At 71.8% G+C, this 21405-nt stretch carries 16 protein-coding genes and 1 pseudogene; 4 read left to right on the top strand and 13 right to left on the bottom strand.

The annotated features are described in order from the left end of the window. Positions 1 to 163: 163 nt before the first annotated feature. Both ACFC51_RS34750 and ACFC51_RS34745 read right to left on the bottom strand, forming a co-directional pair. Positions 164 to 2122 carry an acyl-CoA dehydrogenase gene (locus ACFC51_RS34750; RefSeq protein ID WP_376532734.1) on the bottom strand — a complete coding sequence of 653 codons (1959 nt, stop codon included), beginning with the start codon at positions 2120 to 2122 and terminating at the stop codon, positions 164 to 166. A 421-nt stretch (positions 2123 to 2543) separates the two neighbouring features. Then, on the bottom strand, positions 2544 to 2954 hold the full coding sequence (locus tag ACFC51_RS34745) for a hypothetical protein (RefSeq protein WP_376372219.1): 411 nt from the start codon (positions 2952 to 2954) through the stop codon (positions 2544 to 2546). A gap of 170 nt (positions 2955 to 3124) precedes the next feature. Here ACFC51_RS34745 and ACFC51_RS34740 point away from each other — a divergent pair, with 170 nt between their 5' ends. Further along, complete coding sequence (locus ACFC51_RS34740) at positions 3125 to 3532, top strand: hypothetical protein (protein WP_376372217.1); 408 nt, start codon at positions 3125 to 3127, stop codon at positions 3530 to 3532. 81 nt (positions 3533 to 3613) lie between these two features. Here ACFC51_RS34740 and ACFC51_RS34735 read toward each other — a convergent pair whose 3' ends face one another. The 3 genes from ACFC51_RS34735 to ACFC51_RS34725 are packed head-to-tail and all read right to left on the bottom strand — an operon-like array spanning position 3614 to position 5584. Continuing rightward, a complete protein-coding gene (locus tag ACFC51_RS34735) occupies positions 3614 to 4084 on the bottom strand; it encodes a GNAT family N-acetyltransferase (RefSeq protein WP_376532732.1) in 471 nt (156 codons plus the stop codon). A 52-nt stretch (positions 4085 to 4136) separates the two neighbouring features. Continuing rightward, the gene (locus ACFC51_RS34730; protein ID WP_376372212.1) at positions 4137 to 4649 is read right to left on the bottom strand and encodes a hypothetical protein; all 513 of its coding nucleotides are present in this window, start codon (positions 4647 to 4649) and stop codon (positions 4137 to 4139) included. Beyond that, on the bottom strand, positions 4646 to 5584 hold the full coding sequence (locus ACFC51_RS34725) for a class I SAM-dependent methyltransferase (RefSeq protein ID WP_376372209.1): 939 nt from the start codon (positions 5582 to 5584) through the stop codon (positions 4646 to 4648). Before ACFC51_RS34725 ends, ACFC51_RS34730 begins: the two co-directional genes overlap by 4 nt. A 227-nt stretch (positions 5585 to 5811) precedes the next feature. Here ACFC51_RS34725 and ACFC51_RS34720 point away from each other — a divergent pair, with 227 nt between their 5' ends. Further along, on the top strand, positions 5812 to 7035 hold the full coding sequence (locus ACFC51_RS34720; protein ID WP_376372206.1) for an alginate lyase family protein: 1224 nt from the start codon (positions 5812 to 5814) through the stop codon (positions 7033 to 7035). A gap of 265 nt (positions 7036 to 7300) precedes the next feature. Here ACFC51_RS34720 and ACFC51_RS34715 read toward each other — a convergent pair whose 3' ends face one another. From ACFC51_RS34715 to ACFC51_RS34690, 6 genes and pseudogenes are all read right to left on the bottom strand, one after another. Next, positions 7301 to 7786 carry an iron chaperone gene (locus ACFC51_RS34715; protein WP_376372205.1) on the bottom strand — a complete coding sequence of 162 codons (486 nt, stop codon included), beginning with the start codon at positions 7784 to 7786 and terminating at the stop codon, positions 7301 to 7303. Positions 7787 to 7885: 99 nt separating this feature from the next. Next, positions 7886 to 8080 (bottom strand): annotated as a pseudogene (locus tag ACFC51_RS34710) (glyoxalase); the annotation flags it as partial. 107 nt (positions 8081 to 8187) lie between these two features. After that, entirely contained in the window at positions 8188 to 8562 is a 375-nt protein-coding gene (locus ACFC51_RS34705) for a DUF4267 domain-containing protein (RefSeq protein WP_376532730.1), read from the bottom strand. 287 nt (positions 8563 to 8849) lie between these two features. Further along, complete coding sequence (locus tag ACFC51_RS34700; RefSeq protein WP_376532728.1) at positions 8850 to 12284, bottom strand: AAA family ATPase; 3435 nt, start codon at positions 12282 to 12284, stop codon at positions 8850 to 8852. 689 nt (positions 12285 to 12973) lie between these two features. Beyond that, on the bottom strand, positions 12974 to 13972 hold the full coding sequence (gene gap, locus ACFC51_RS34695) for a type I glyceraldehyde-3-phosphate dehydrogenase (RefSeq protein WP_376532726.1): 999 nt from the start codon (positions 13970 to 13972) through the stop codon (positions 12974 to 12976). 118 nt (positions 13973 to 14090) lie between these two features. Continuing rightward, positions 14091 to 15044, bottom strand: a complete 954-nt coding sequence (locus ACFC51_RS34690) for a GlxA family transcriptional regulator (protein ID WP_376532724.1) — start codon at positions 15042 to 15044, stop codon at positions 14091 to 14093. A gap of 247 nt (positions 15045 to 15291) precedes the next feature. Here ACFC51_RS34690 and ACFC51_RS34685 point away from each other — a divergent pair, with 247 nt between their 5' ends. Further along, on the top strand, positions 15292 to 16671 hold the full coding sequence (locus tag ACFC51_RS34685; RefSeq protein ID WP_376372232.1) for a glycoside hydrolase family 76 protein: 1380 nt from the start codon (positions 15292 to 15294) through the stop codon (positions 16669 to 16671). Between the two features lie 157 nt (positions 16672 to 16828). Here ACFC51_RS34685 and ACFC51_RS34680 read toward each other — a convergent pair whose 3' ends face one another. Both ACFC51_RS34680 and ACFC51_RS34675 read right to left on the bottom strand, forming a co-directional pair. Beyond that, positions 16829 to 19168 (bottom strand): PQQ-binding-like beta-propeller repeat protein, encoded by a 2340-nt coding sequence (locus tag ACFC51_RS34680; protein ID WP_376532722.1) that lies wholly within the window; start codon positions 19166 to 19168, stop codon positions 16829 to 16831. Positions 19169 to 19381: 213 nt separating this feature from the next. Next, a complete protein-coding gene (locus ACFC51_RS34675) occupies positions 19382 to 19885 on the bottom strand; it encodes a GNAT family N-acetyltransferase (protein WP_376372188.1) in 504 nt (167 codons plus the stop codon). A gap of 257 nt (positions 19886 to 20142) precedes the next feature. On the opposite strand from ACFC51_RS34675, the gene ACFC51_RS34670 reads away from it, so the two are divergent. After that, the gene (locus tag ACFC51_RS34670; RefSeq protein WP_376372185.1) at positions 20143 to 21333 is read left to right on the top strand and encodes a PP2C family protein-serine/threonine phosphatase; all 1191 of its coding nucleotides are present in this window, start codon (positions 20143 to 20145) and stop codon (positions 21331 to 21333) included. Positions 21334 to 21405 lie beyond the last annotated feature (72 nt).

Below are 21405 nucleotides of genomic sequence, written 5' to 3'. Positions count from 1 at the left end.
GGGCGGGGGGGGGTCTTTCACCCGCGGCCGGGGGGGGGCGGGATTGGGGGCGCCCCCCGCCACAGGCCCGTGGGGGCGGGCGCCCGCCCCCGCCTTGGGGGGGGGGGCGCGGCAACCGGCCGAAGCGGTTCGTGCGGGTGAGCGCACGTCGGGCGGCGCCGGGTCAGCCCACCAGGTCCGGTGCGCGCAGCATCTCCGGCGGGATCCCCCAGGCATCGACGAAGTCGACCGCGAGGGGCCGGACCTTGCGGCAGAGGTCGTTGACCTCACGGCTGATCGCCTTGGAGCGCTGAACGGTCAGCCGTCCGTGCTCCATGAACCAGGCACGGTCCGCCTCGATCGTCGACAGGGCGAAGAGATCGCACAGCAGGCCGAGCGCCACCTTGTTGCCGCCCTCGGGCTGCTCGCCCACCTTGTCGACGAACGCCTCCAGCACCAGCCGCTCGACGTGTGCGTGGGCGACCGCGATGACGTGGTCCTGGACCTGCGAGAAGACGACGCCGGGATCGCGCTTCTGGTCGATCCCGCGCTTGAGCCGCCGGGCCACCCCGGCGAGCATGTGCTCCTCCCGGTAGCGGAGCATGGCGAGGTGGTACTCCGAGTCGAGGAGTCCGGCCTCCTGGTCCCACTCGTCGCCGCCGGGCAGGAGGTCGCGTACCCGTTCGAGGAGCTTGTGGGCCGACGTCTTCTCTATGACCGTCTCGACGGCGAGGCCCGTCACGTACCGGACCATGCCCAGCTGGTCCAGGTCCTCGAACTCGCTCGCGTAGTGGGTGAGCAGGCCCTTGGCCACGAGCTGCAGCAGCACGTGGTTGTCGCCCTCGAAGGTGGTGAAGATGTCGCTGTCGCTCTTGAGGGCGGCGAACCGGTTGACGGCCAGATAGCCGGCGCCGCCGCACGCCTCACGGCACTCCTGGACGACCCGGGTGGCGTGCCAGGTGCCGAGCGCCTTGGTCCCGGCGGCCCGTGCCTCCAGCTGACGCCGCGCGTAGGCGTCGTCCTTGATCCCGGAGAAGACCTCGTGCAGCTGCGTGCGGACGACGTCCTGTGCGAAGTGCAGCGCGTACGTACGCGCGATGAGGGGCAGCAGGCGACGCTGGTGCAGACCGTAGTCGAGGAGCAGTTGCTCCTCGGCGTCCGAGGCCGCCTCGAACTGGCGGCGCTTCACGGCGTACTTCGTGGCGATCGCCAGGGCGACCTTGGCCGCGTTGACCCCCGCCCCGCCGACACTGACACGGCCCTGCACCAGCGTTCCGAGCATGGTGAAGAAGCGCCGGTTCGGGTTCTCGATCGGGCTCTCGTAGACACCCTCGGCGCTGACGTCGGCGAACCGGTTGAGCAGCGCCTCGCGTGGCACCCGGACACCGTCGAACCACAGCCGCCCGTTGTCCACCCCGTTGAGACCCATCTTGCGGCCGTCGTCCTCGATCCTGACACCGGGCGCCACCCGGCCACCGGCCCTGATCGGCACGACGAACGCGTGCACGCCCTCGGACTTCCCGCCCACCTCGAGCTGGGCGAACACCACGGCCAGCTCACCATGACGGGCCGCGTTGCCGATGTAGTCCTTGCGCGCCTGGTCGCCGTGGGTGGTGATGACGAACTCCTGGCGGGCGGCGTCGTACGCCGCCACGGTGCCGAGGGCCTGGACGTTGGAGCCGTGCCCCGTCTCGGTCATCGCGAAGCAGCCCATCAGACGGCCGGTGACGAGGTCCGGAAGATAGGCGTCGTGGTGGCGTCGGGTACCCAGATGCAGGATCGCGCCGCCGAAGAGCCCGAACTGCACACCCACCTTCACCAGCACCGACAGGTCACCGAAGGCAAGCGTCTCGAAGGCGGCGATCGAGGCCCCGATGTCACCGCCCCCGCCGTACTCGCCCGGGAACCCCATGCCGGTCTGCCCCGTCGCGGCCATCTCGACGACGAGCTCACGCACCCGCTCACGGAACGCGTCGACACCGAGTTCGTCGGCGTCCTCAAGAACGGAGGCGTAGGTCACGAGGTTCTTGCGGACGAGGTCACGGATCTCGGCGTACTCGCCGTCGAGCACCTCCGTCAACGCCCGGACGTCGACGTCGGGCTGCACGTAGCCGCTCTCAGCAGTGGATCTGTCGGTAGCCATGCAGATTCGCTACCCCGCCCGCCGACGATCAAGCAGCCGCCCGGTTCTCCGGGAGCTGTACGGGGGAAGCAGGCATGCCGTCTCCGGCCGATCGCCGGTGCGGTCCGGAACAGGCCTGCCGGGTGCCTGGGACGGGCGTGCCCTGCGGGGAGCCATGCGGTCGGAGCCCGGAATCCACGGCTGCCACGACCTACACGCACGCGACGGCGCGGCCAGGCACGCAAGGACGACAACACCCGGCGCACACCCCGCCATGACTGTCACCGACGATCGCCGCACATCCGGCACGAGTCGCGCGCTCGGCCCGCTCGACCGCGTCGCGGCACTCACCGTCGTCGCACCGGTGACCTTCCCTCACGCCTCCCCCTGTCGGACTCCGTCGTCATCCCGCCCCGCCATCCGTCGACACGGACGACCGCGCTCACGCCTTGTCCGGGCGGGCTCTCTGACGAGCGCGCTCCTCGGAGTCCTGCATCTCGAGGATCCGGAAGACATGGGCGCTCGCCCGCTTGCGTGTGCTCCCGCTCGTGAAGAGGGCCGCACCGGCGACTGCCGGTGGCACGGCGAAGATGCCGAGCGCGAGCAACTCCGGCCAGTCACGCCGGGCGACGCACAGCGTGGGGGTGCTCTCGCTGTACGGGGTGCTCTCACTGGTGTAGAAGACCGGCGCGTCGCAATCGATCTCGCCGAAGGAGCTCTCCACGGTGAACGGCATCAACAGGAGGCGGCCGAGCCAGAGGAACAGGACTGCCGAGACCACCATGAGGCCGAGGCCCCAGCCCTGCAGCCGCCCGGCTCCGCGGTCGAATTCCTGGCGGGCGGTCCATTGCATGAGAGTTCCCCCGTCGGTTCTGTACGTCCGGCTTGCCCGCCCGGGATCCTACGCTCACAGGGCGCACGACGGACCGGCACCGCCCCTGTCCGCACGAGGCCCGGCCAGGCTGGTACGAGCGCCGGGGAGGGGCGCGGTCGGGCCGGGGCGGGGTCTGGTAGAACCGGCGGATGACGTACAGGTTCACGGCCCGGTCGATCGCAGCCGAGGTCGACGCCGGGGGCGAGATGCAGGCCGGTGTCGCGGAGGAGGACGAGGGGTTCTTCCTTCTGTTCACCGGCGATGCCGGTGAGCCGTCCGAGCAGGACATCTCACTCGGGACCGACACGTACTGCGTGATGACCCCTGATGAGTGCACGGCTCATGGCTGTGTCCGTGAGGTGGTCCTGACCGACACCTTGCTGACGGTGTCGCTGGACCCCGGCTGTCTGGACGATCTGGAGCTGGAGGACACGGAGATCGAGGCGGTGCTCGACGTGCCGGCCGCGAGCGTCGAAGCGCTGCGCGAGGTGCTGGCGAAGGTCCTGACCTCCGGACGTGCGGAAGCCCGGCCCCGGCTCTCCGGGTTCTCGGGCTGATCGTCGGGCCCGTACAGGGCCACTGTCCCAGGGCCGGCCACGACGGCCCCGGGGACGCACCCGTCCAACCGCAGCCGGGCCTCACCTGGCTGGAGCGGGTCCGTCGGTGGTCGGACGGAGGTAGAACAGCTCGGGGTCGCCCTCGTCGAGCCCATGGAGAAGGCCGGCCGGGGTCCACCCGGCGCGTCGGAGCAACCGCTGCATGGGCTGGTTGGAGACGTTGGCCGACGTGAACAGCTTCGGGGTGGTGCAGGAGGCTGCGGCCGCGTCCAGCAGTCGGCGGCCCACTCCCCTGCCGCGAGCCGCCGGAGCCACCATCAGCATGGTGACGAAGCCCTGTTCGAAGAAGGTGTACTCCACCACGCAGTAGCCGAGAGGGCCGGACCCGTCCTGCGCCACGGCCGTCAGTCCCTGCCGGCACCACCGTCGGATGCTCGCCCGTCGCCCGGCATCACCCCGGGCGGCGATCGGGTCGATCCCGCACAGTGCCTCGTACTCCGACTCGTGCGCGCGGCGTACGACGAACTCACTGCGGCCCGCATCGTCGTCCATGAGCCGATACTCCCAGTTCGGCACCGCGCAGGAACCCTCTTCGCGCACCCCGTCACCGGACCTGCTGGTACCAGCGCCGGTGCACCACGGGTTCGACGCAGAGCACCGCGCCGGCGGCGACGGCGCCCACCAGCAGGGCAGGTCCGCCGCCGCCGTTGAGGACGGCCCCGGCGCAGGCGGCCGCCACGGCGAGGGGGCGCAGCAGGGTCAGCGGTCCGAGGCCGACGACCACCGCGAGGGTGCTGGCCCGGAACGGGAGGAAGAAGTACGCCGCGAGCGAGAGCAGTACGGCGGCGGCAAAACAGGCGAGCGGAAGCAGGTAGCCCACGCCTCCGGCTGCCAGGGTGCCGTAGGTCCGTGTCCGGTGCGGGGCGGCCAGGAGCAGGAGGACGGCGGTCAGCGTGGGGGCGAGGAGGAGGACCGCCCCCACGGCCAGTCCGCGCAGGGCCGCCAGACCGGTGGCCCGTCGTTTGCGTATGCGGGCGTCGCGGCCGGCGTACGCGCGGAAGCCGCTGAACGCCGCGTCGGCCAGGCCGAGGACGAGGAGCGGTACGGCGGGCGTCATCGCGCGGCCCCGGCGAAGTGCTCCGGCCCGGCCATGCGGCGTGCGTCGCGTCCGAGCGCCCGGCGCAGTGGCGCCTCCAGCTCCGGGCGTACGCCGATGACCGGGCGCAGCGTGGTGCAGAAGGGGTTCGCCGTGCCGCGGGGTTCGTACAGGAGTGGCCGGATGCCGGGCACCGAGGCCGCGAGCAGGAGCGTCTCGTCGCTGTGCGCGCGGCGTGCGGAGACGACGCCGTCGTGCCGGCCGAGGGGGTGCCGCATCCGGGCACGGTGGAAGATCCAGGCGCCGAGGGGTGCGAGGCGGGTCGCGGCGATGTCGAAGTGGCAGAACGCGAGGGCGGGTGAGGCGGCCTGGGCCTGGAAGAACCGGTCCAGAGCGGGGCCGCGGAAGTGGTGCAGCACACCGGTGGAGACGTAGACGGTCGCCGCCTCCGGCAGGTCGAAGGCGTTCCCGTGTGTGAAGCGGCAGTTGAGGTTCTCCGCGCGGGCGAGCCGGTCGGCTTCACCGACCAGGGCCGCGTCGAGGTCGACACCGATCAGTTCGACGTCCGCGCCGAGGGCGCCGTCGGCCGCGAGGCGGCGGATCAGGTACCCCAGCCCGCATCCGATGTCGACGAGACGGAAGGGGCCCGTCCGGCCGGTGGCCTCACGGATCGCGGTGAACAGCGGGCCGAGGACGGCTCCCAGGCGCTCACCGATCCGGAGCTCCTCGCTGAGGCGCTGGAGTTCGGTGTGCACGCGGACGAGTACGCGGTCCACGGTGTCCGGATCGAGTACGCCGTCCTCGTCCACGGGCAGCCTGGCGACGATCCGGACCGCGCGCTCGTCACCACCCTCGCGCAGGCGCCGGATCACCTCGGAGCGCCGGACCGGGAGCCGATGGCCGTCGTGCGGGTCGACCGCCGTGATCAGGTCGGATATCTCAAGCAGCTGCTGCACGAGGGTGACCCTACGGCCCGCCGGTCCGATGCGGCGGACCGGCGGCTCTCCGGGTCCACCGGGGAACCCCCTGGGGAAGGGCACCCGAACGGACGGCACGGCAACGCAGGTCTAGACCTTGACGCGTCCATGGCAGCCCGTTAACTTCCTGGAGACATCAGCCATTCACGTCCGCAGGAAGTGTTCACATACAAGAACGTCCCCTTGGTCAGGAAGGCACACCCCCCATGCGAAGCAGATTCCTGAGATCCACCCTGATCGCGACCGTAGGCGGGCTGCTGGCAGGCCTCCTCGCGCTGCCGGCCTCGGCCGCCCAGCACGACCGGGCGAACGTGGCCGCCGACGCGATCCCGGCCTCACAGGCCGCCCCCGCCGCATTCACCCACCCCGGAGTCGGCGTCAGCCGCGCCCAGCTGGACACCATGCGCAGCCGCGTCGACGCGGGCACCGCACCGCAGGCCGCCGCCTACAGCCAGATGATCGGCTCGCGGTACGCCTCCCTGTCGTACACTCCCCACCCACGCGCCGTCGTCGAGTGCGGTTCGTACTCGAATCCCAACTACGGCTGCACGGACGAGCGCGAGGACGCGATCGCCGCGTACACCCACGCCCTGGCCTGGTACGTCACGCGCAACACGGCGCACGCCACGAAGGCGATCCAGATCATGGACGCCTGGTCGGCCACCGTCCGGGACCACACCAACAGCAACGCGCCGCTGCAGACCGCCTGGGCCGCCTCCACGTGGCCCAAGGCGGCCGAGATCATCAAGCACGCCTACGGCAACTGGCCCAACTCCGGCCGGTTCGGCACGATGCTCCGGGACGTGTACTACCCGGAGATCCAGAACGGCTCGAACTCCAACGGCAACTGGGAACTGAGCATGACCCAGGCCATCATCGGCATCGGGGTCTTCCTCGACGACAAGGGCATCTACGACCGGGCGGTGTCGCTCTACCGCAACCGGGTGCCCGCCTTCGTCTACCTCACCTCGGACGGCGCCCTGCCCCGCACCAAGCCGGGTGACGGCCGCGACACCCGGGACGAGATCATCGGCTACTGGCACAACCAGACCACATTCGTGAACGGGCTCGCCCAGGAGACCTGCCGCGACTTCGTCCACACCGGCTACGGCATAGCGGCCATGTCCCAGGTGGCCGAGACCTCCCGGATCCAGGGCCAGGACCTGTACCCGGAGTTCGGCGAGCGGATCCGGCACGCGCTGGGCTTCCACGCCACGTACGAGCTGAACAGCCCGCCGTCGTGGCTGTGCGGCGGCAGCATCAACCGCGGACTCGGCCCGGTCACCGAGGTCGGCTACAACGCCCTGCACAACAGGCTCGGGAACGCCATGAGCAACACCGAGACCTACACCCGGGCCGGGCGTCCGATGGGCACGAACAACCTCTTCGTCGCCTGGGAGACGCTGACCCAGGGGGACAACCTCTCCTGAGGCACCGCACGACGGCGGGGAGCAGGGCGGCGCCGGCGCGCACTGCTCCCCGTGGGCGATCCGGCGCCGGCGGGTCCGGGCCGAAGGACCACCGTCCCGGCGTCACCCTCCGCGACACGGACCGACACCTGCTGATCGCGCCGCCGCAGTGGCGGCAGGACTCCGGCCGGCGCCCACCCACCGGGCTTCCGGGCTTCCGGGCTTCCGGGCTTCCGGGCTTCCGGGCTTCCGGGCACGGTCGCCGCAGGTCCCGTCTCTGCCGGACTCAGCCCACCGCCCTCCGCACGAGGGCGCCGATGAGCTGTTCGTCGGCCGGGGTCAGCTCCTTCAGGGCGAAGGCGGTCGGCCACATCGTGCCCTCGTCGAGTGCCGCGAGGTCACTGAATCCGAGCGTGGCGTACCGCGACCGGAACTTCTCCGCACTCTGGAAGTGGCAGACGACCTTGCCGTCCCTGGCGTATGCGGGCATCCCGTACCAGAGCTTGGGCGCGAGGCCGGGGGCGGCGGTCCTGACGATCTCGTGGATGCGCTCGGCGAGGACACGGTCCGGCTCCGGCATCTCGGCGATCTTCGCGCGCACGTCCTGCTCGGCTGCCGCCTCCTTCTCCGCACGGGACGAACCACGCCGCGCCGCAGCCTGCTTCTGCTCGCGTGCGTGTTCCTTCATGGCGGCCCGCTCATCGGCGGTGAATCCGTCGTACTTCTCGGCGGTGGCAGCGGACTTCTCGGCGGGCGACTTGGTGGACGGCATGACGGGTTCCTCTCGTGGAAGGTGCGACACGGCGGTGCACCGGCGCCGGACCGGTCGGGACGGTGTGGGAGTGTGCAGGACGATGTCGTCGGTCTCTCAGGTGGCGGGGCCGGTGTTCTTCTTCGCCGAGGCCGCGATCGTCCGGTCCGGGGCCCGGACGACGCCGCCGTGCCCCCACAGCCACCCCGTGACGGGCTTCAGCACCATGGCGCCGGCGTCCACGGCCGCGGCGGTGCCACCGTCAACGGTGGCCGGCCCGGAAGCGACGGACGAGCGGCTCGTGAGGGCCGCGGTGGTGGTGGTTGCCATGTCCCCCACGCTAGGGGCCGGGCGGTGGCAGGGGCTTCTCGATTCCTGACCGGTCTCCCCCGAGCGGCAGAGACCCCGGGCTCCGGCCGGGGCTACCTCCGCCCGCGCGTGCTGCGTCCTCGGGATCCTTCCGACGCGAGACCTGCCGCCACACAGAGCGCACCCCAGCCCCCTGCAACCGCAGCTGCCTTGCGGCGCATGGCCGGTTCGGAAAGCTGCGTGCCGAACAGCACCGCGTCGCCGAGGTCGGCCACGACCCGGCATGCGGTCACCGCCCGCCGGACGGAACGGTCCTTCGCGGCCATCATGGCGATGCCGATCGCGGCATCCCGGACGCCCATGGCCCGGATCAGCAGGGCGGCAGGGGCCGGAACGGACCCGTCCCCGTCGTCCAGACCGCACGGACGGGCCATCAAGGCCGGTCGCACAAGGACGGCCACACCGTAGGCAGCGGTGGCCGCGCCCACCCATCGCACCGGACCAGCTTCCACAGCATCCTCCATGGTTCTCGTGCTCCCGACGGATCACGGGTTCCCGGTCGGGCACCGTCCGACACTTCGGTCCGATCGGTCGTGCCGCATCGGGCTCGCCCGTCCGGCAGACGGCGGCTCGGCCTCCCGGGCGCGCTCGGGCCCGGCGGGGAAACCGGGACGCGGGTGGCCCGGGTACCGTCGAGGGCCCGGATGCACGCCTCGGCCGATGGCCGGCACCCGCATCGGGTGACGTACCCGGCGTCCGCTCCGCCACCCGGGCATCAGCTCCTGTCCGGCAGCAGGAAGGCGCGCCGTTCGTCGGCCCGGAGCTCACGGAACACGCGCTTGCGGGCCCGGCGCAGCAGGCCGTCGACGTCGCGATCGGCCAGCGTCCAGATGCGTACGGTCCGGTCGCGGGAGGCGGTTGCCAGCCGAGTCCCGTCCGGATGCCAGGCAAGGCCGTTCACCCAGTCGGTGTGGACTCCCAGAAGGGCGACGTGGGTGGCGGAGTCGGGCTCCCAGAGCCGGACGGTACGGTCCCGGGACACGGAAGCGATGCGCGTTCCGTCAGGCGACCAGGCCACGTCCTGGACCCGGTCCTCGTGGCCGGTCATGACAGCGAGTTCGGTGCCGTCCAAGGGGTCCCACACGCGGATCGTCCGATCGCGGGAACCAGTGACGAGACGGCGGCCGTCGGGCGACCAGGAGACCTTCCACACGTAGTCCGAATGGCCGCGGAGGGTGGCGACTCCAGCGCCGTCGGTGGTGTCCCAGACGATGGCTGTGCGATCCGCGCTGGACGTGGCGAGGCGGCGGCCGTCCGGCGACCAGGCCACCCCGCCGACCCAGTTGGTGTGGCCTCTCAGGACGTGGACGGTCGCGCCCGTGGCTGCGTTCCAGATACGGGCCGTGCCGTCGCGGGACGCAGTCGCTATGCGGGTGCCGTCGGGCGACCAGGAGACGTTGTAGAGATCCTCGGCGTGCCCCGCCAGGACCATGTCGTCGTCGCCTCCGTCCGCGCACCACAGGACGGCCGGCCCGTCACGCAGCGCGGTGACCAGTCGTGTGCCGTCGGGCGACCAGGCCACGTCGGACGCTTCCGCTGTGTGCCGTCTGCCCGTCGTGCGGCCGGTGGCGAGGTTCCGGATGAGCACGGTGCCGTCCTGGGAGACCGAGGCTGCACGCGTACCGTCGGGCGACCATGCCACGCGCTGGACCGAGTCGTCGTGGCCGCGGAGGAGATGCGTGCGCTCGGTGATGTCCCACACCGCCGCGGTCCGGTCGCGTGACGCCGTCGCCAGCCGCTCACCGTCAGGTGACCAGGAGATGCCGTAGACGGTGTCGGTGTGACCGGTGAGCCGGAGCTCGCTCTCCGTTCCGTCGAGACTCCAGACGCTGACCGCGCATTCCGCGTCACCTCCCGCCAGACGCGTGCTGTCGGGCGACCAGGCCAGGCAGTTGATGACGTCACGGCTCTGCAGAATCCGCTCCGTGCCCCAGCTTCCGGTGTCCCGGAGCCGCACGGTCCGGTCACCCGAGGCGGATGCGAGGAGGCGTCCGTCCGGCGACCACCGGACGGACTCGATGTTGCTCCGGTGGTCGGTGAGCGTGTGGATGAGGGCGGCGGAGTCCACGTCCCAGATCCGCAGCGTGCCGTCCTCTCCCCCGCTGGCCACGAGCGCCCCGTCCGGTGACCACGTGATGCTCCACACCATCCGCTCGTGGCCGCGCATCACGGCGGTTCCGGCGTACGACTCCATGTCCCACATCCGCACGGCACAGTCGCTGCCGACCGAGGCGAGGAGGCTGCCGTCCGGAGACCAGGCCACACCGCCCACCCCGTTCTCCCGGTCGCCGCCCGCCGCCGCATGCGGAAGGACAGCCAGTTCATCCCAGGTGTCGGTGGACCAGATGCGGACCGTGGCGTCCCTGCACCCGGCAGCGAGACGGCGTCCGTCGGGGGACCATGCCACGCCGAGCATCCAGGCCCCCTCCCCCGCGAGCACGACCGGTCGGCCCTCCCGGTCAGGGCACCACACCCGTACGGTCCCGTCGTCGCTCGAGACGGCCAGCAACCGGCCGTCCGGAGACCACGCGACACCGGATGCCCCCCGAGCGAAGCCGGGCAGCACCGCTCGCAGCCGCGACGCGCCCAAGGCCGTGTGCAGCGCCTGCACCGCCCCTTGCGTGGCCGCGCACTCGTCGACCGCCGCGAGAGCGGCGAGCAGCGCGGGTTCCGGCTCACGGTCGACACTTTCGAGCACCCGGGCCGCTACCGCGTCCGCCACGCGTTCCGTCGCCGCGCGGTCCGCCCGGACCGACCGGTCGACGAACACGGCGATCAGTGGATCCCGGCCGTCCTCGGCCTGCCAGGTGCGGGCGGAGCCCAGCCGCTCACCGACCAGGAGATAGGAGTCCAGCCGTCCCGCCAGGTCCCAGTCATGGGCCCAGCGCTCCAGTTCGGTGCGACGGCGCAGCTCATCGGCATGCGCAGCGACAGCCCGGCGCAAGGGTGCCCACTGACGGAACAGCGCCTCATGGGCGACGTCCAGCGTGCCACCGTCGCTGGTGAGGAGGCGCCCGGTCACGAAGGCGTCGGTGACTTCCTGCTCCTGCGTGGTGAGGTCGGCGCGGCGGATCCGACGACGGGTTGCCTGGGTCCGGTCGACCGTGACGAACTGCAGCAAGGTCGCGGTCACGGGTGCGTCCCCGAGTTCGCCTGCGATCTGGTCGGCCCGTTCGGACAGCGCACCGGCCACGCCGCCGAGCGCGTGGTACATCTCCTCGCTGACGGTCGCTCCCGGTCCTCCGGCGCGCAGATACAGCTCTTGGAGGGTGTAGGCCAACAGCGGCAGCGCGTCACCGCCTCCGCAGTCACCGACCATGCGGGCGACCACACCCGGGGCGAACGTCAACCCGGCTTGTTCGGCAGGCTTCTCGATGACCTCGTACAGTTCGTCCCGGCCGAGCGCGCCGATCACTGCGGGTTCGCGCACCAGCTCGGCGAGGCCGGACTCCAGTGCCTCGGTGAGGAAGTCCGAGCGGAGAGTGGCGACGAACCACACCCGGGGGTCGTGGCTCAACACCTCCCGTACAGCGGTGAGAAACGCCTCCCGCTCCTCGGATCCGGCCAGGGTGAGGAGCTCCTCCATCTGGTCGACGACGACAAGTGCCGGACGCTCCGCGCCAAGTCGGGCAAGGTGCCTCGCCAGGGCGCCGGCCGGGTCCGGCCCGGGGGAGAACGCGGCCCCGACTGTCCACCGACCGCGCCTCCGCCCCAGCGCGGGCAGCAGTCCCGCCCTCACCAGCGAGGATTTGCCGCTTCCCGAAGGGCCGACCACCGTCACGAACCGCTGTGCCCGGCCCGGCACCGCCGGGTGCAGCCGGCTCACCAGTCCTGCGATCTCCCGGTCCCGGCCGAAGAAGACAGCTGCGTCGTCCTCGGTGAAGGGCTCGAGTCCCGGGAAGGGTGGCTGTGCGGAGTGCACCGGCCGTCTCACCGGCACCGACCGGTCGAGATGGTGGGAGAGCAACTGCCCGCCCACGAGCATCACCAGCGCGATGCCGAGCAGCGGCACGGACCACTGCTGCAACAGCCGCAGAACCAGTGGCGCATGTTCCGGCTCACTGGTCGCGTAGTTCGTCGCGATGCCCATGAGGGTGCCGGTCAGCACCAGGGCGACATCGACGATGAGTTTGAGCGGCCGGCGATCCATGGATCACCAATCTAGCCATCGAAGTCCCGCAGGCAGGCAGATCTCCCCATCGGATCCGGCGGGCGGTCCGTCCGACGACACGTCAGGTGAGGGCGTGCGGCCGGTTCCGGCTCAGCCGTCACGGCGGACGCTCTCGTGCAGAGGGTCCTTCCTGTGACTGGTTCACGATCTCTCGTCGGGCCGGGCGACTTCGGCCTGGGCCGAGGTGACCATGTCGAGGAGTCCACCTCGCCTCGGGTGCTGCGCCGGAAGGTGTTGCCGGCGACGGGGGCACGCACGTCTTCCGCGGTGAAGGCGGCGAGGAGCATCCGATGCTTCATGCCGCCTCCGAAGGACGTGCCGCAACCGGTCGCCGTCGGTCTGCCCGGGCTCCTGAAGAAGCCCCCTTCGCCATCCGCCGGCATGCGGGCCTGTCGGCGTCGTTGCAGCGTCACGGCATCCGCCGGCCCGACCCCTCCTCCCCCACACGGAAGGGCCCGTCGACGGCCTCCACCCCTCCGGGGGCGCCGAGCCGCTCGGTTGAGGGCCGTCAGCCCTCCCACCGGCCGAACGGGTGGGCCGGCAGCCCCCGATGCCGGAGTACCGGCCCGGTCGTGTCGACCCGCGCAGCTGGTCACACCACGGTCCTGGGAGGGCGGGGCGAGGGGGGCGGGGGCGGCGTCCATAGGTGGGGCCGCCCCGGCGTCCCGTCAGCCGGCGGCGAGGAGTTCGAGCGTGTCGATCACGCGGTTCGAGAAGCCCCACTCGTTGTCGTACCAGGCGACCACCTTGACGTGGCGGCCGTCGACACGGGTGAGCTCCGAGTCGAAGATCGACGAAGCCGGGTTGCCGGTGATGTCGGACGACACGAGCGCGTCGTCCGAGTACTCGAGGACGCCGGCGAGCGGTCCCTCCGCCGCAGTGCGGTACGCCGCCAGCACGTCGTCGCGCGTCACGTCGCGGGCGACGGTGGTGTTGAGTTCGACGATCGAGCCCACAGGCACCGGGACGCGGATCGAGTCGCCGGACAGCTTGCCCTCCAGGTTCGGCAGCACCAGGCCGATCGCCTTGGCGGCGCCCGTCGTGGTCGGCACGATGTTGACGGCGGCGGCGCGGGCACGGCGGGCGTCGCGGTGCGGGCCGTCCTGAAGGTTCTGCTCCTGCGTGTAGGCGTGCACCGTCGTCATGAAGCCGTGCTCGATGCCGGCGAGTTCGTCGAGCACCGCGGCCAGCGGCGCGAGCGCGTTGGTCGTGCAGGAGGCGTTCGAGACGATCGTGTGCGTCTCGGAGTCGTACGCCTCGTTGTTGACCCCGAACGCGAGCGTGACGTCGGCACCGTCCGAGGGAGCGCTGACGAGCACCTTCTTCGCACCCCCGTCGAGGTGGGCGCGGGCGTCCTTGGCCGACGTGAAGCGGCCGGTCGCCTCGAGCACGATGTCCACGCCGAGTTCGGCCCACGGCAGCTGCGCCGGCTCACGCTCGGCGAGCACCTTGATGCGACGGCCGTCGACGACCAGGGTGTCCCCGTCGACGGTGACCGGGCGGCCGAGCCGGCCGGCTGTGGTGTCGTAGGCGAGCAGGCGGGCGAGGGTGGCGGGCGCCGTGAGGTCGTTGACGGCGACGACCTCGAGGGCGCTGTCGCGTTCGAGCAGTGCGCGCAGCACATTGCGTCCGATGCGGCCGAATCCGTTGATGGCGATGCGAGTCATGAATGGTGTCCCTTCGAGTCACCACCAGCGTCGCGCGCCGCGTCCGCCCGTGACAGCGGCGCGATCGCCACGGTTCGAAAGGATCGCGCCATGGGTGGTGCGGGCTTCTCGCCCGCGCCTACTCGCCCTGCGCGAACGTGCGCCGGTATTCGCTCGGGGTGGTCCCGAGGATGCGCTGGAAGTGCAGCCGCAGATTCGCACCCGTCCCGAGACCGGTCTCGGCGGCGATCTGCTCGACGCTCTGCTGGGAGCGTTCGAGGAGCTCGCGGGAGAGGTCGATGCGGGCGCGCATGACCCACTGCATCGGTGTGTACCCGGTGTCCTCGACGAAGCGCCGCGAGAACGTCCGCGGCGAGACCGCCGCGTGCCGGGCGAGTACCTCCAGGGTCAGGGGTTCGCCGAGCCGGTGCAGCGCCCATTCCCGGGTGGCGGCGAACCGCTCCCCCAGCGCGTCGGGGACGCTGCGCGGCACGTACTGCGCCTGGCCGCCACTGCGGTAGGGGGCCGCGACCAGGCGCCGGGCCGCGTGGTTGGACGCGGCCACCCCGAGGTCACCGCGCAGGATGTGCAGGCACAGGTCGATGCCCGAAGCGGCGCCGGCCGAGGTCAGCACACTGCCCTCGTCGACGAACAGGACGTTCTCGTCGACCTGTACGCGCGGATACCCCGCCGCGAGGGCCCGGGTGTAGTGCCAGTGCGTCGTGGCGCGCCTGCCGTCGAGCAGGCCCGTGGCCGCGAGCGCGAAGGCGCCGGTGGAGATCGCGGCGAGCCGCGCGCCCCGTTCGTGGGCCGCGATCAGAGCGTCCGTCACGGCTCGCGGCGGGTCGTCACGGTCCGGGAACCGGTAGCCGGGGATGAAGACGATGCCGGCCCACTCCAGCGCGTCGAGGCCGTGGGCGACGTGGTACGACAGGCCGTCGCCGCCCGTCACCAGACCGGGTGCCGCCCCGCACACCCGCACCTCGTACGGCATGCTCGCGCGGGTCGTGAACACCTGGGCGGGGATGCCGACATCGAGCGGCTTCGCCCCCTCGAGTACGAGGACGGCGACGTGATGCAGGCGGGAGACCACGGGAGACAGGGTACGCGGGGTACCGGAGCGGGGGCCCGCACCCGGGCTGGACGAACCGTCCCGCCCCTGCCCGAGACATTGACGCGCTCATGCCGCTTGGCTAATTTCTGAGAGCGCTCTCCACTTCCGCAGAACCTCCCCCCACCGCGACCAGACGCTCCGGGAGCCCTTCGTGAAGCCACCGAGATTCAGATCAGCCGCTGCCCTGGCCACCTTGACAACGTTGTCCACCCTGATCACCGGGGGGATGCCGTCATCGCAGGCCGCTGCCGCCCCCGCGGCGGCCGTGTGCAACACGTACTGCGACGCGCGGGATCCGGCGCTGAGCACGAAGGACCGTGTGCCCGTCACCGCCACGGTCTCGTCACGGTCGATCGCCCTGCACTTCGACGACGCCGCGGCGATGGGCTGGGCGTCCGTCGACAACGGCGGCACCGGTGACCAGGTGTGGCTGGACCGCTCCATGGACGGCGGCCGGACGTGGGCGTCGGGCAGCCGTCTCGGCAACACAGCCGTGCCGTCCGGCGGGCGCGGCTGGCGCACCCAGATGTACAACGTCGACGACTGGAACACCCGGGGAGTCGGGGCCCTGAGAGCCTGTGGGCAGCCGGCCGGCGGGGCCATCGCGTGCACACCCTGGGCACGGACCACCTGGAACGCCGGCAGCCGGAGCACCGCGGCGGCCACCGCCCTGATGATGTCGTTCGACCGGAGCAGCAAGCTGTTCGGCGGCAACGGGTGGTGGACCGCCGCCAACGCGCTGACCGCGATCATCGACAACAGCCGGATCAGCGGCATGGGCAGTTACACCTATGCCATCGCCGAGACCTACGACAGGAACATCAACGCGCAGGGAGGGCAGTTCCGCAACGAGTACCTCGACGACACCGGCTGGTGGGGCCTGGCCTGGATCGCCGCGTACGACCGCACCGGTGACCGCCGGTACCTCGACACCGCGCGGGCCGACGCGGACCACATGTACGCGAACTGGAACAGCACCTGTGGGGGCGGGGTCCGCTGGAACACCGGTGGGAACTACAAGAACGCCATCACCAACGAGCTGTTCCTCCAGCTCACCTCGGCCCTGCACAACCGCATCGCCGGGGACACGACGTACCTGGACCGGGCGAAGGCGGAATGGAACTGGTTCCGGAACAGCGGCATGATCAACGGTGACCGCATGATCAACGACGGCCTCGACGGCGCCTGCGCCAACAACGGGCAGCCGACCTGGACCTACAACCAGGGCGTGATCCTCGGGGCGTTGACCGAATTCCACAAGGCCACGGGTGACTCGGGCGTGCTGACCACGGCACGCGGACTGGCCGACGCCTCGACGGTGCGGCTCCAGACGGACGGTGTGCTGCGCGAGCCGGGCGAGGGCGACAGCTGCACAGGGGACGGTCCGAGCTTCAAGGGCGCCTACGTCCGCGGGCTCGGCGTACTCAACCGGCAGCTGTCCGACCGCCCCTACTCCCCGGCCCTCACCCGCTGGGCGAACAGCGCCTACGACCACGACCGCAACGCCCTCGACCAGTACGGACCGCACTGGAGCGGCGGCGGCGGCACCACCGAGCACGGGTGCCAGCAGAGCGCTCTCGACCTCCTCAACGCCGCCTCGGGCTGAACTGTGCCGGACGGGCCCGTGGGCCGGAGGAGCCTCCGCCGCATGCGGGCGGAGGACCGCGGCCGGAGCGGGCCCGGAAGGGAGACGGCCGCGGACCGCTTCCTCGCCGCACCGGGCGCCGGTGTGAAGCGGCCCGCGGGCCCATGTCCCCGCTTGGTCAGCCCGGCTTCGGCGGGTTCTGCGCGTCGAAGGCGAAGAGGGTGTTCTCGGCGGCCGCCACGACCACCGCGCGCCCCGCCGTGGTCACGCGCGGGCTCGCGCCCTGCCCGCCGGTCAGTCCGTCAGCCTGCGGGTCCGTCGACCACAGGGAGGTGCCGTCCTTCGGCGAGAGCGCGACCACACGGCCGGTGGCCGAGCTGAAGTACAGCGCGCCGGCTCCTTGGACGGGGCCGGACGCGCCTTCCACGCCGGTCTGCCGTGTCCATTTCTTCCGCCCGGTCGCGGGGTCGACGGCTGTGACGAGACCGGTCTGCCCGCTCACGTAGACGGTGCCGTCCGCCATGCCGGGCGTCCCCTCGACGGTCTCGGCGAGACGGGAGTGGGTGACCTTCCGCGAGGCGGGATCGACCCGCGCCACCCCGTCGTAGCCGGCCAGTGCCGGTCCCTCCCGGTGTTCCTGGAGGAGTACGAGCCGCCCGTCGGCGACGCCCGTCGGCACGGCGGGGCCGTCGACCTCGATGGGGCTGCCCAGCGCTCCCGAGGCGCGGTCCACGGTCCGCAGGGTGGGGTGGCGCACCTCCAGGGCGTCCACCTCCGCCCGCGTCGCACACATCGCGAGGAGCCGGGAGCCCATGGGTACGGGAGCGCACTGCGACGCCTCGGGGAACGGCGTCGTCCAGGTCACCTCTCCGCTGTGCGCGTCACGGGCCTCGAAGCGCGAGTTGGCGGCGTCGACCGTCACGACGGCGGAGCCCACCACGAGGGCGTCCTGCGTCCTGCCCGTGACGGCCGTGGACTGGGCACCGGACGGGACGGACCAGAGCTCCCGGCCGCTGTCCGCGTCGAGGGCCACCACCTCGATGGGTGGGCCCTGCGGGGCGTCCTGGTCGGCGAAGCGGTAACCGAGCACCGTGTCGTCGGTGGCGCCCACCAGGTGCAGGCCCTGGACGGGAACGCCCGGGCTCTTCGCCGTCCACACCCGCGAGCCGTCCCGGGTCCTGATACGGGTCGCGACAGCACCACCGCCCCCGCAGAACAGCGCGTCGCCGCGCGCCACACAGCGGAGTTCGTCGGTGATGCCGGCGCGGCCGCCCGGCACGGTCGTCCGCCACGGCGCGAAGCCGTCCGGAAGCACGGCACCCGGTGCTGCGACGCCGCCCCCCTTGCCGCCACCGCCGTCCCCTCCGATGCCGCCGGCCTTCAGCCCGGCGACTCCCCCGCCGATCGCCGCCACCGCGACCGCGGCCGCGAGCACCGGGCGCCATCGGCGGCGCGGACGACGGCCGACGGGGGCGTCCGAGGCACCGGCGCTTCCGTCACCGGGTCCGAGCGGGACGCCGGCGCTCCCCGCATCCGGACCGGCGGGGGTCCCGTCAGGCGCGGCGGCGGCGGGGGCGCTCGGTGCCGGGGTCCCGTCAGGCGCGGCAGCGGGGGCGCTCGGTGCCGGGGTGGCCGCCGCCCCGAGGTGATGCTGGGTGATCATGTCGCGGGTCCGACCAGTGCCGGTCCCGGTCCCGTCCGTGCCGCCGAGATCGGCCGGCAGGTCCCGCAGGAGCACCAGGAGTTCGTCCGCCGAGGGGCGCTTGTCGGGGTCCTTGTCCAGGCACGACTCGACGACCAGGCGCAACGCCGACGGTACGGCGCCCAGCGACGGCTCCTCGTGCACCACCTGGTAGGCCGTCATGTAGGGACTGTCCGCGTCGAAGGGCCCGCGGCCCGTCGCGGAGTACACCAGCAGCGTCCCCAGCGAGAAGACGTCGGACCTCGGTCCCACTCCACGCGGCGCCTGCAACTGCTCCGGCGACATGAAGGGCGGCGTCCCGATGACCCGCCCGGTCATCGTCAGCGTCTGCTGGTCCACGGCGCGCGAGATGCCGAAGTCGATGACGCGCGGGCCCTCGGGCGAGAGCACCACGTTCGAGGGCTTGAGGTCACGGTGGACGACTCCTACCCGGTGGATGTCCCGCAGGGCCTCCGCCAGCCCGATGGCGAGCCTCCTGAGCTCCGCTCCGTCCAGCGGGCCGTTGGCCGCGATGCGCTGGGAGAGCGTCTGTCCCTCGATGTAGGCCGTCGCCATCCACGGCTGCTCCGCTTCGGGGGCGGCGTCGACCACGGCGGCGGTGAAGGCGCCGCTCACCCGCCTCGCCGCTGCCACCTCCTGCCTGAAACGGATGCGGAATTCGTCGTCCCCCGCGAACTGCTGGTGGATCAGCTTGATCGCGACGGGCCGCCCGGAACTCGTACGGGCCAGGAAGACCGTGCCCATGCCGCCCGAGCCGAGCCGCGCCTCGAGCGGATAGCCACCGATCTCGGCCGGGTCACCTCCGCGAAGCGACACTCTTCCCGTCCTCCCGTCCCCCGTGCACCACTGTCACCACGGGCCTGCGTACCTGTCCTGCACACAAACTAGCCGCAGGGGACCACGACGGAGCGAGGCGGGTGACCAACAGATGCGCGGGAACGCCGCGCTGGCGCGCCCGCCGGCGGGCCGGCTCCCGGCGGGCTCCGACGGAGAACAGCCGGTCGGAAGGCCTGGCGCGCGGCCACCGGGTCACGTCAACGAGCGTGTGAGCCATGCCACTTCACCGCTCTCCTCCGTGGACACACGGTCGCGCTCGAATCCGAGCTTCTCAAGGACGCGGAGGGACGGGGCGTTCCACGTGCCGACGGTCGCCCAGAGCCGCTTCCGTCCGGTCGCGGCAGCGGCATCGAGCACCGCCGCCGCCGCCTCGGTGGCGTAGCCGCATCCGTGCACGCGCTGGAACAGCTCGTACGCGATCTCGGGCTCCTCCACGGTGGAGCGGCCGATGATCAGCCCGCAGTAGCCGATGAAGTCGCCCTCGTCACGCCGCTGGACGGGCAGCAGGGCGAACCCCGTCGTCTCCGTCTCGGCGAGCAGTTTCGCGATGGCCTTCCGCGTGTGGTCGACCGTGGGCGTCTCCTTGCCGCGTTCGGAGAGGAGCATGCGGAACTCGGCGGCATCCGACTCCTGCCACGGCCGCAGCACCAGACGTCCGGTGGTGAGGTGGAAGGGCATCGTCTCGTACGGGGTCATGGCCCCTACTCTGCCGTCTCGGCAGGGAGGGGCGGACGCGGGGCCCCTGGCGGGTGCCGGACGGCTCGCGTTCCTCCCCTGTCATGCCTGCCCACTGGACGCAGCCGCATTCCACGGTGCGGGACGAACGGCGTGGAATATGCCGTGACGTGCGTCTTTGCAATCCTGCGGACGGTGATGCGCCGGGTTGGAGGCACGTGCCGGGTGAGGTCGGCGAAACCCGGGGAAGAAGTGGCGACAGAAGATGGGAGGTTGCCATGGATGGCAGAGATCTGGAACTCGGCGAGCTTCTGGCCGCCGCGGAGTCCGCGCCGCCCGGGGAGTCCGTCGGCGTGATCGCGCACGACCTGCGCAAGCGCTTCGGAGCAGAGAGCGTGTCGTTCCTCTTCGTCGACCTCATGGGGCAGCGGCTGCTGCGCCTGATCGCACCCCCCGAAGGTGACGTGGCCGACGCCGCGGAGCAGATCGGCCTGCAGGGCAGCGTGTACGACTCGGTGCTCCGCAGCCAGCTGCAGCACGTGGAGTCGGACGGTCAGGGCGGCAGGCGCGTGATCTCCCCCGTGAGCAATCGCGGTGACTGCATCGGCGTGCTGGAGGTGACACTGCAGTACGCCGACGACACCGTCCTCGGGCAGATCAGGGACGCGGCGCACGCTCTGGCCTACATCATCGTGACGGACCGCCGCTTCACCGACCTGTACCACGCGGGCAGGCGCACGACGCGGACCAGCCTGGCCGCCGAGATCCAGCATCAGCTGCTCCCCTCGTCCTCGTGCTGCGAGGCCCCCCAGTTCACCCTCGCCGCCGGCCTGGTCCCGGCGGACGACATCGGCGGGGACACGTACGACTACACCCTCGATCAGGACACACTGCACCTGTCCATCACCGATGCCATGGGCCACGACACCGAATCCGCCCTGCTGGCCACGCTGGTCACGGCCGCGTTGCGCGGCGCCCGGCGCACGGGCTGCGACGCCCTGCAGCAGGCCCACCGAGCGCACGAGGCCCTGCTGAGCCACAGCCGTGCTCTGGCCACCGGACAACTGCTGTGCATCCGCCTGGAGACCGGCATGTGCGAACTGGTCAACGCGGGACACCCCTGGCCTCTGCGCCTGCGGGACGGCGCCACGGAGGCGGAGGAGGTCCAGCTCGCCGTCAACCTGCCGTTCGGCGTCGCGGCGCCCTCCTCGTACCGGCTCCAGACGGTTCAGCTGCACCCGGGCGACCGCCTGGTCCTGCTCACCGACGGCATGCAGGAGCGCGGTGCCTCGGCCGTCGACCTGGCCGCGCTGGTGGCCGGCACCCGCGCCTCCCACCCCAGGGAGGCCGTTCGCACCCTGACCACGGCGGTGCTGGAGGCCTGTCGCGGCAACCTCAAGGACGACGCCACCGTCGTCATACTCGACTGGCACGGCGCCGAGGGGCCCGCTCCGCACGCAGCAGCGTGACCGCACGCGCCCAGGTCGCGCCCGGCAGGCCGGGCACGACCTGGTGACGAGGGCTGAGGTGTCTCCGCCGCA

The sequence above is a fragment of the Streptomyces sp. NPDC055962 genome, assembly GCF_042270185.1.
Lineage (GTDB): Bacteria > Actinomycetota > Actinomycetes > Streptomycetales > Streptomycetaceae > Streptomyces.
The sequence above is the reverse complement of the archived record's forward strand: the minus strand, read 5'-3'. Positions and strand labels throughout refer to the sequence as shown.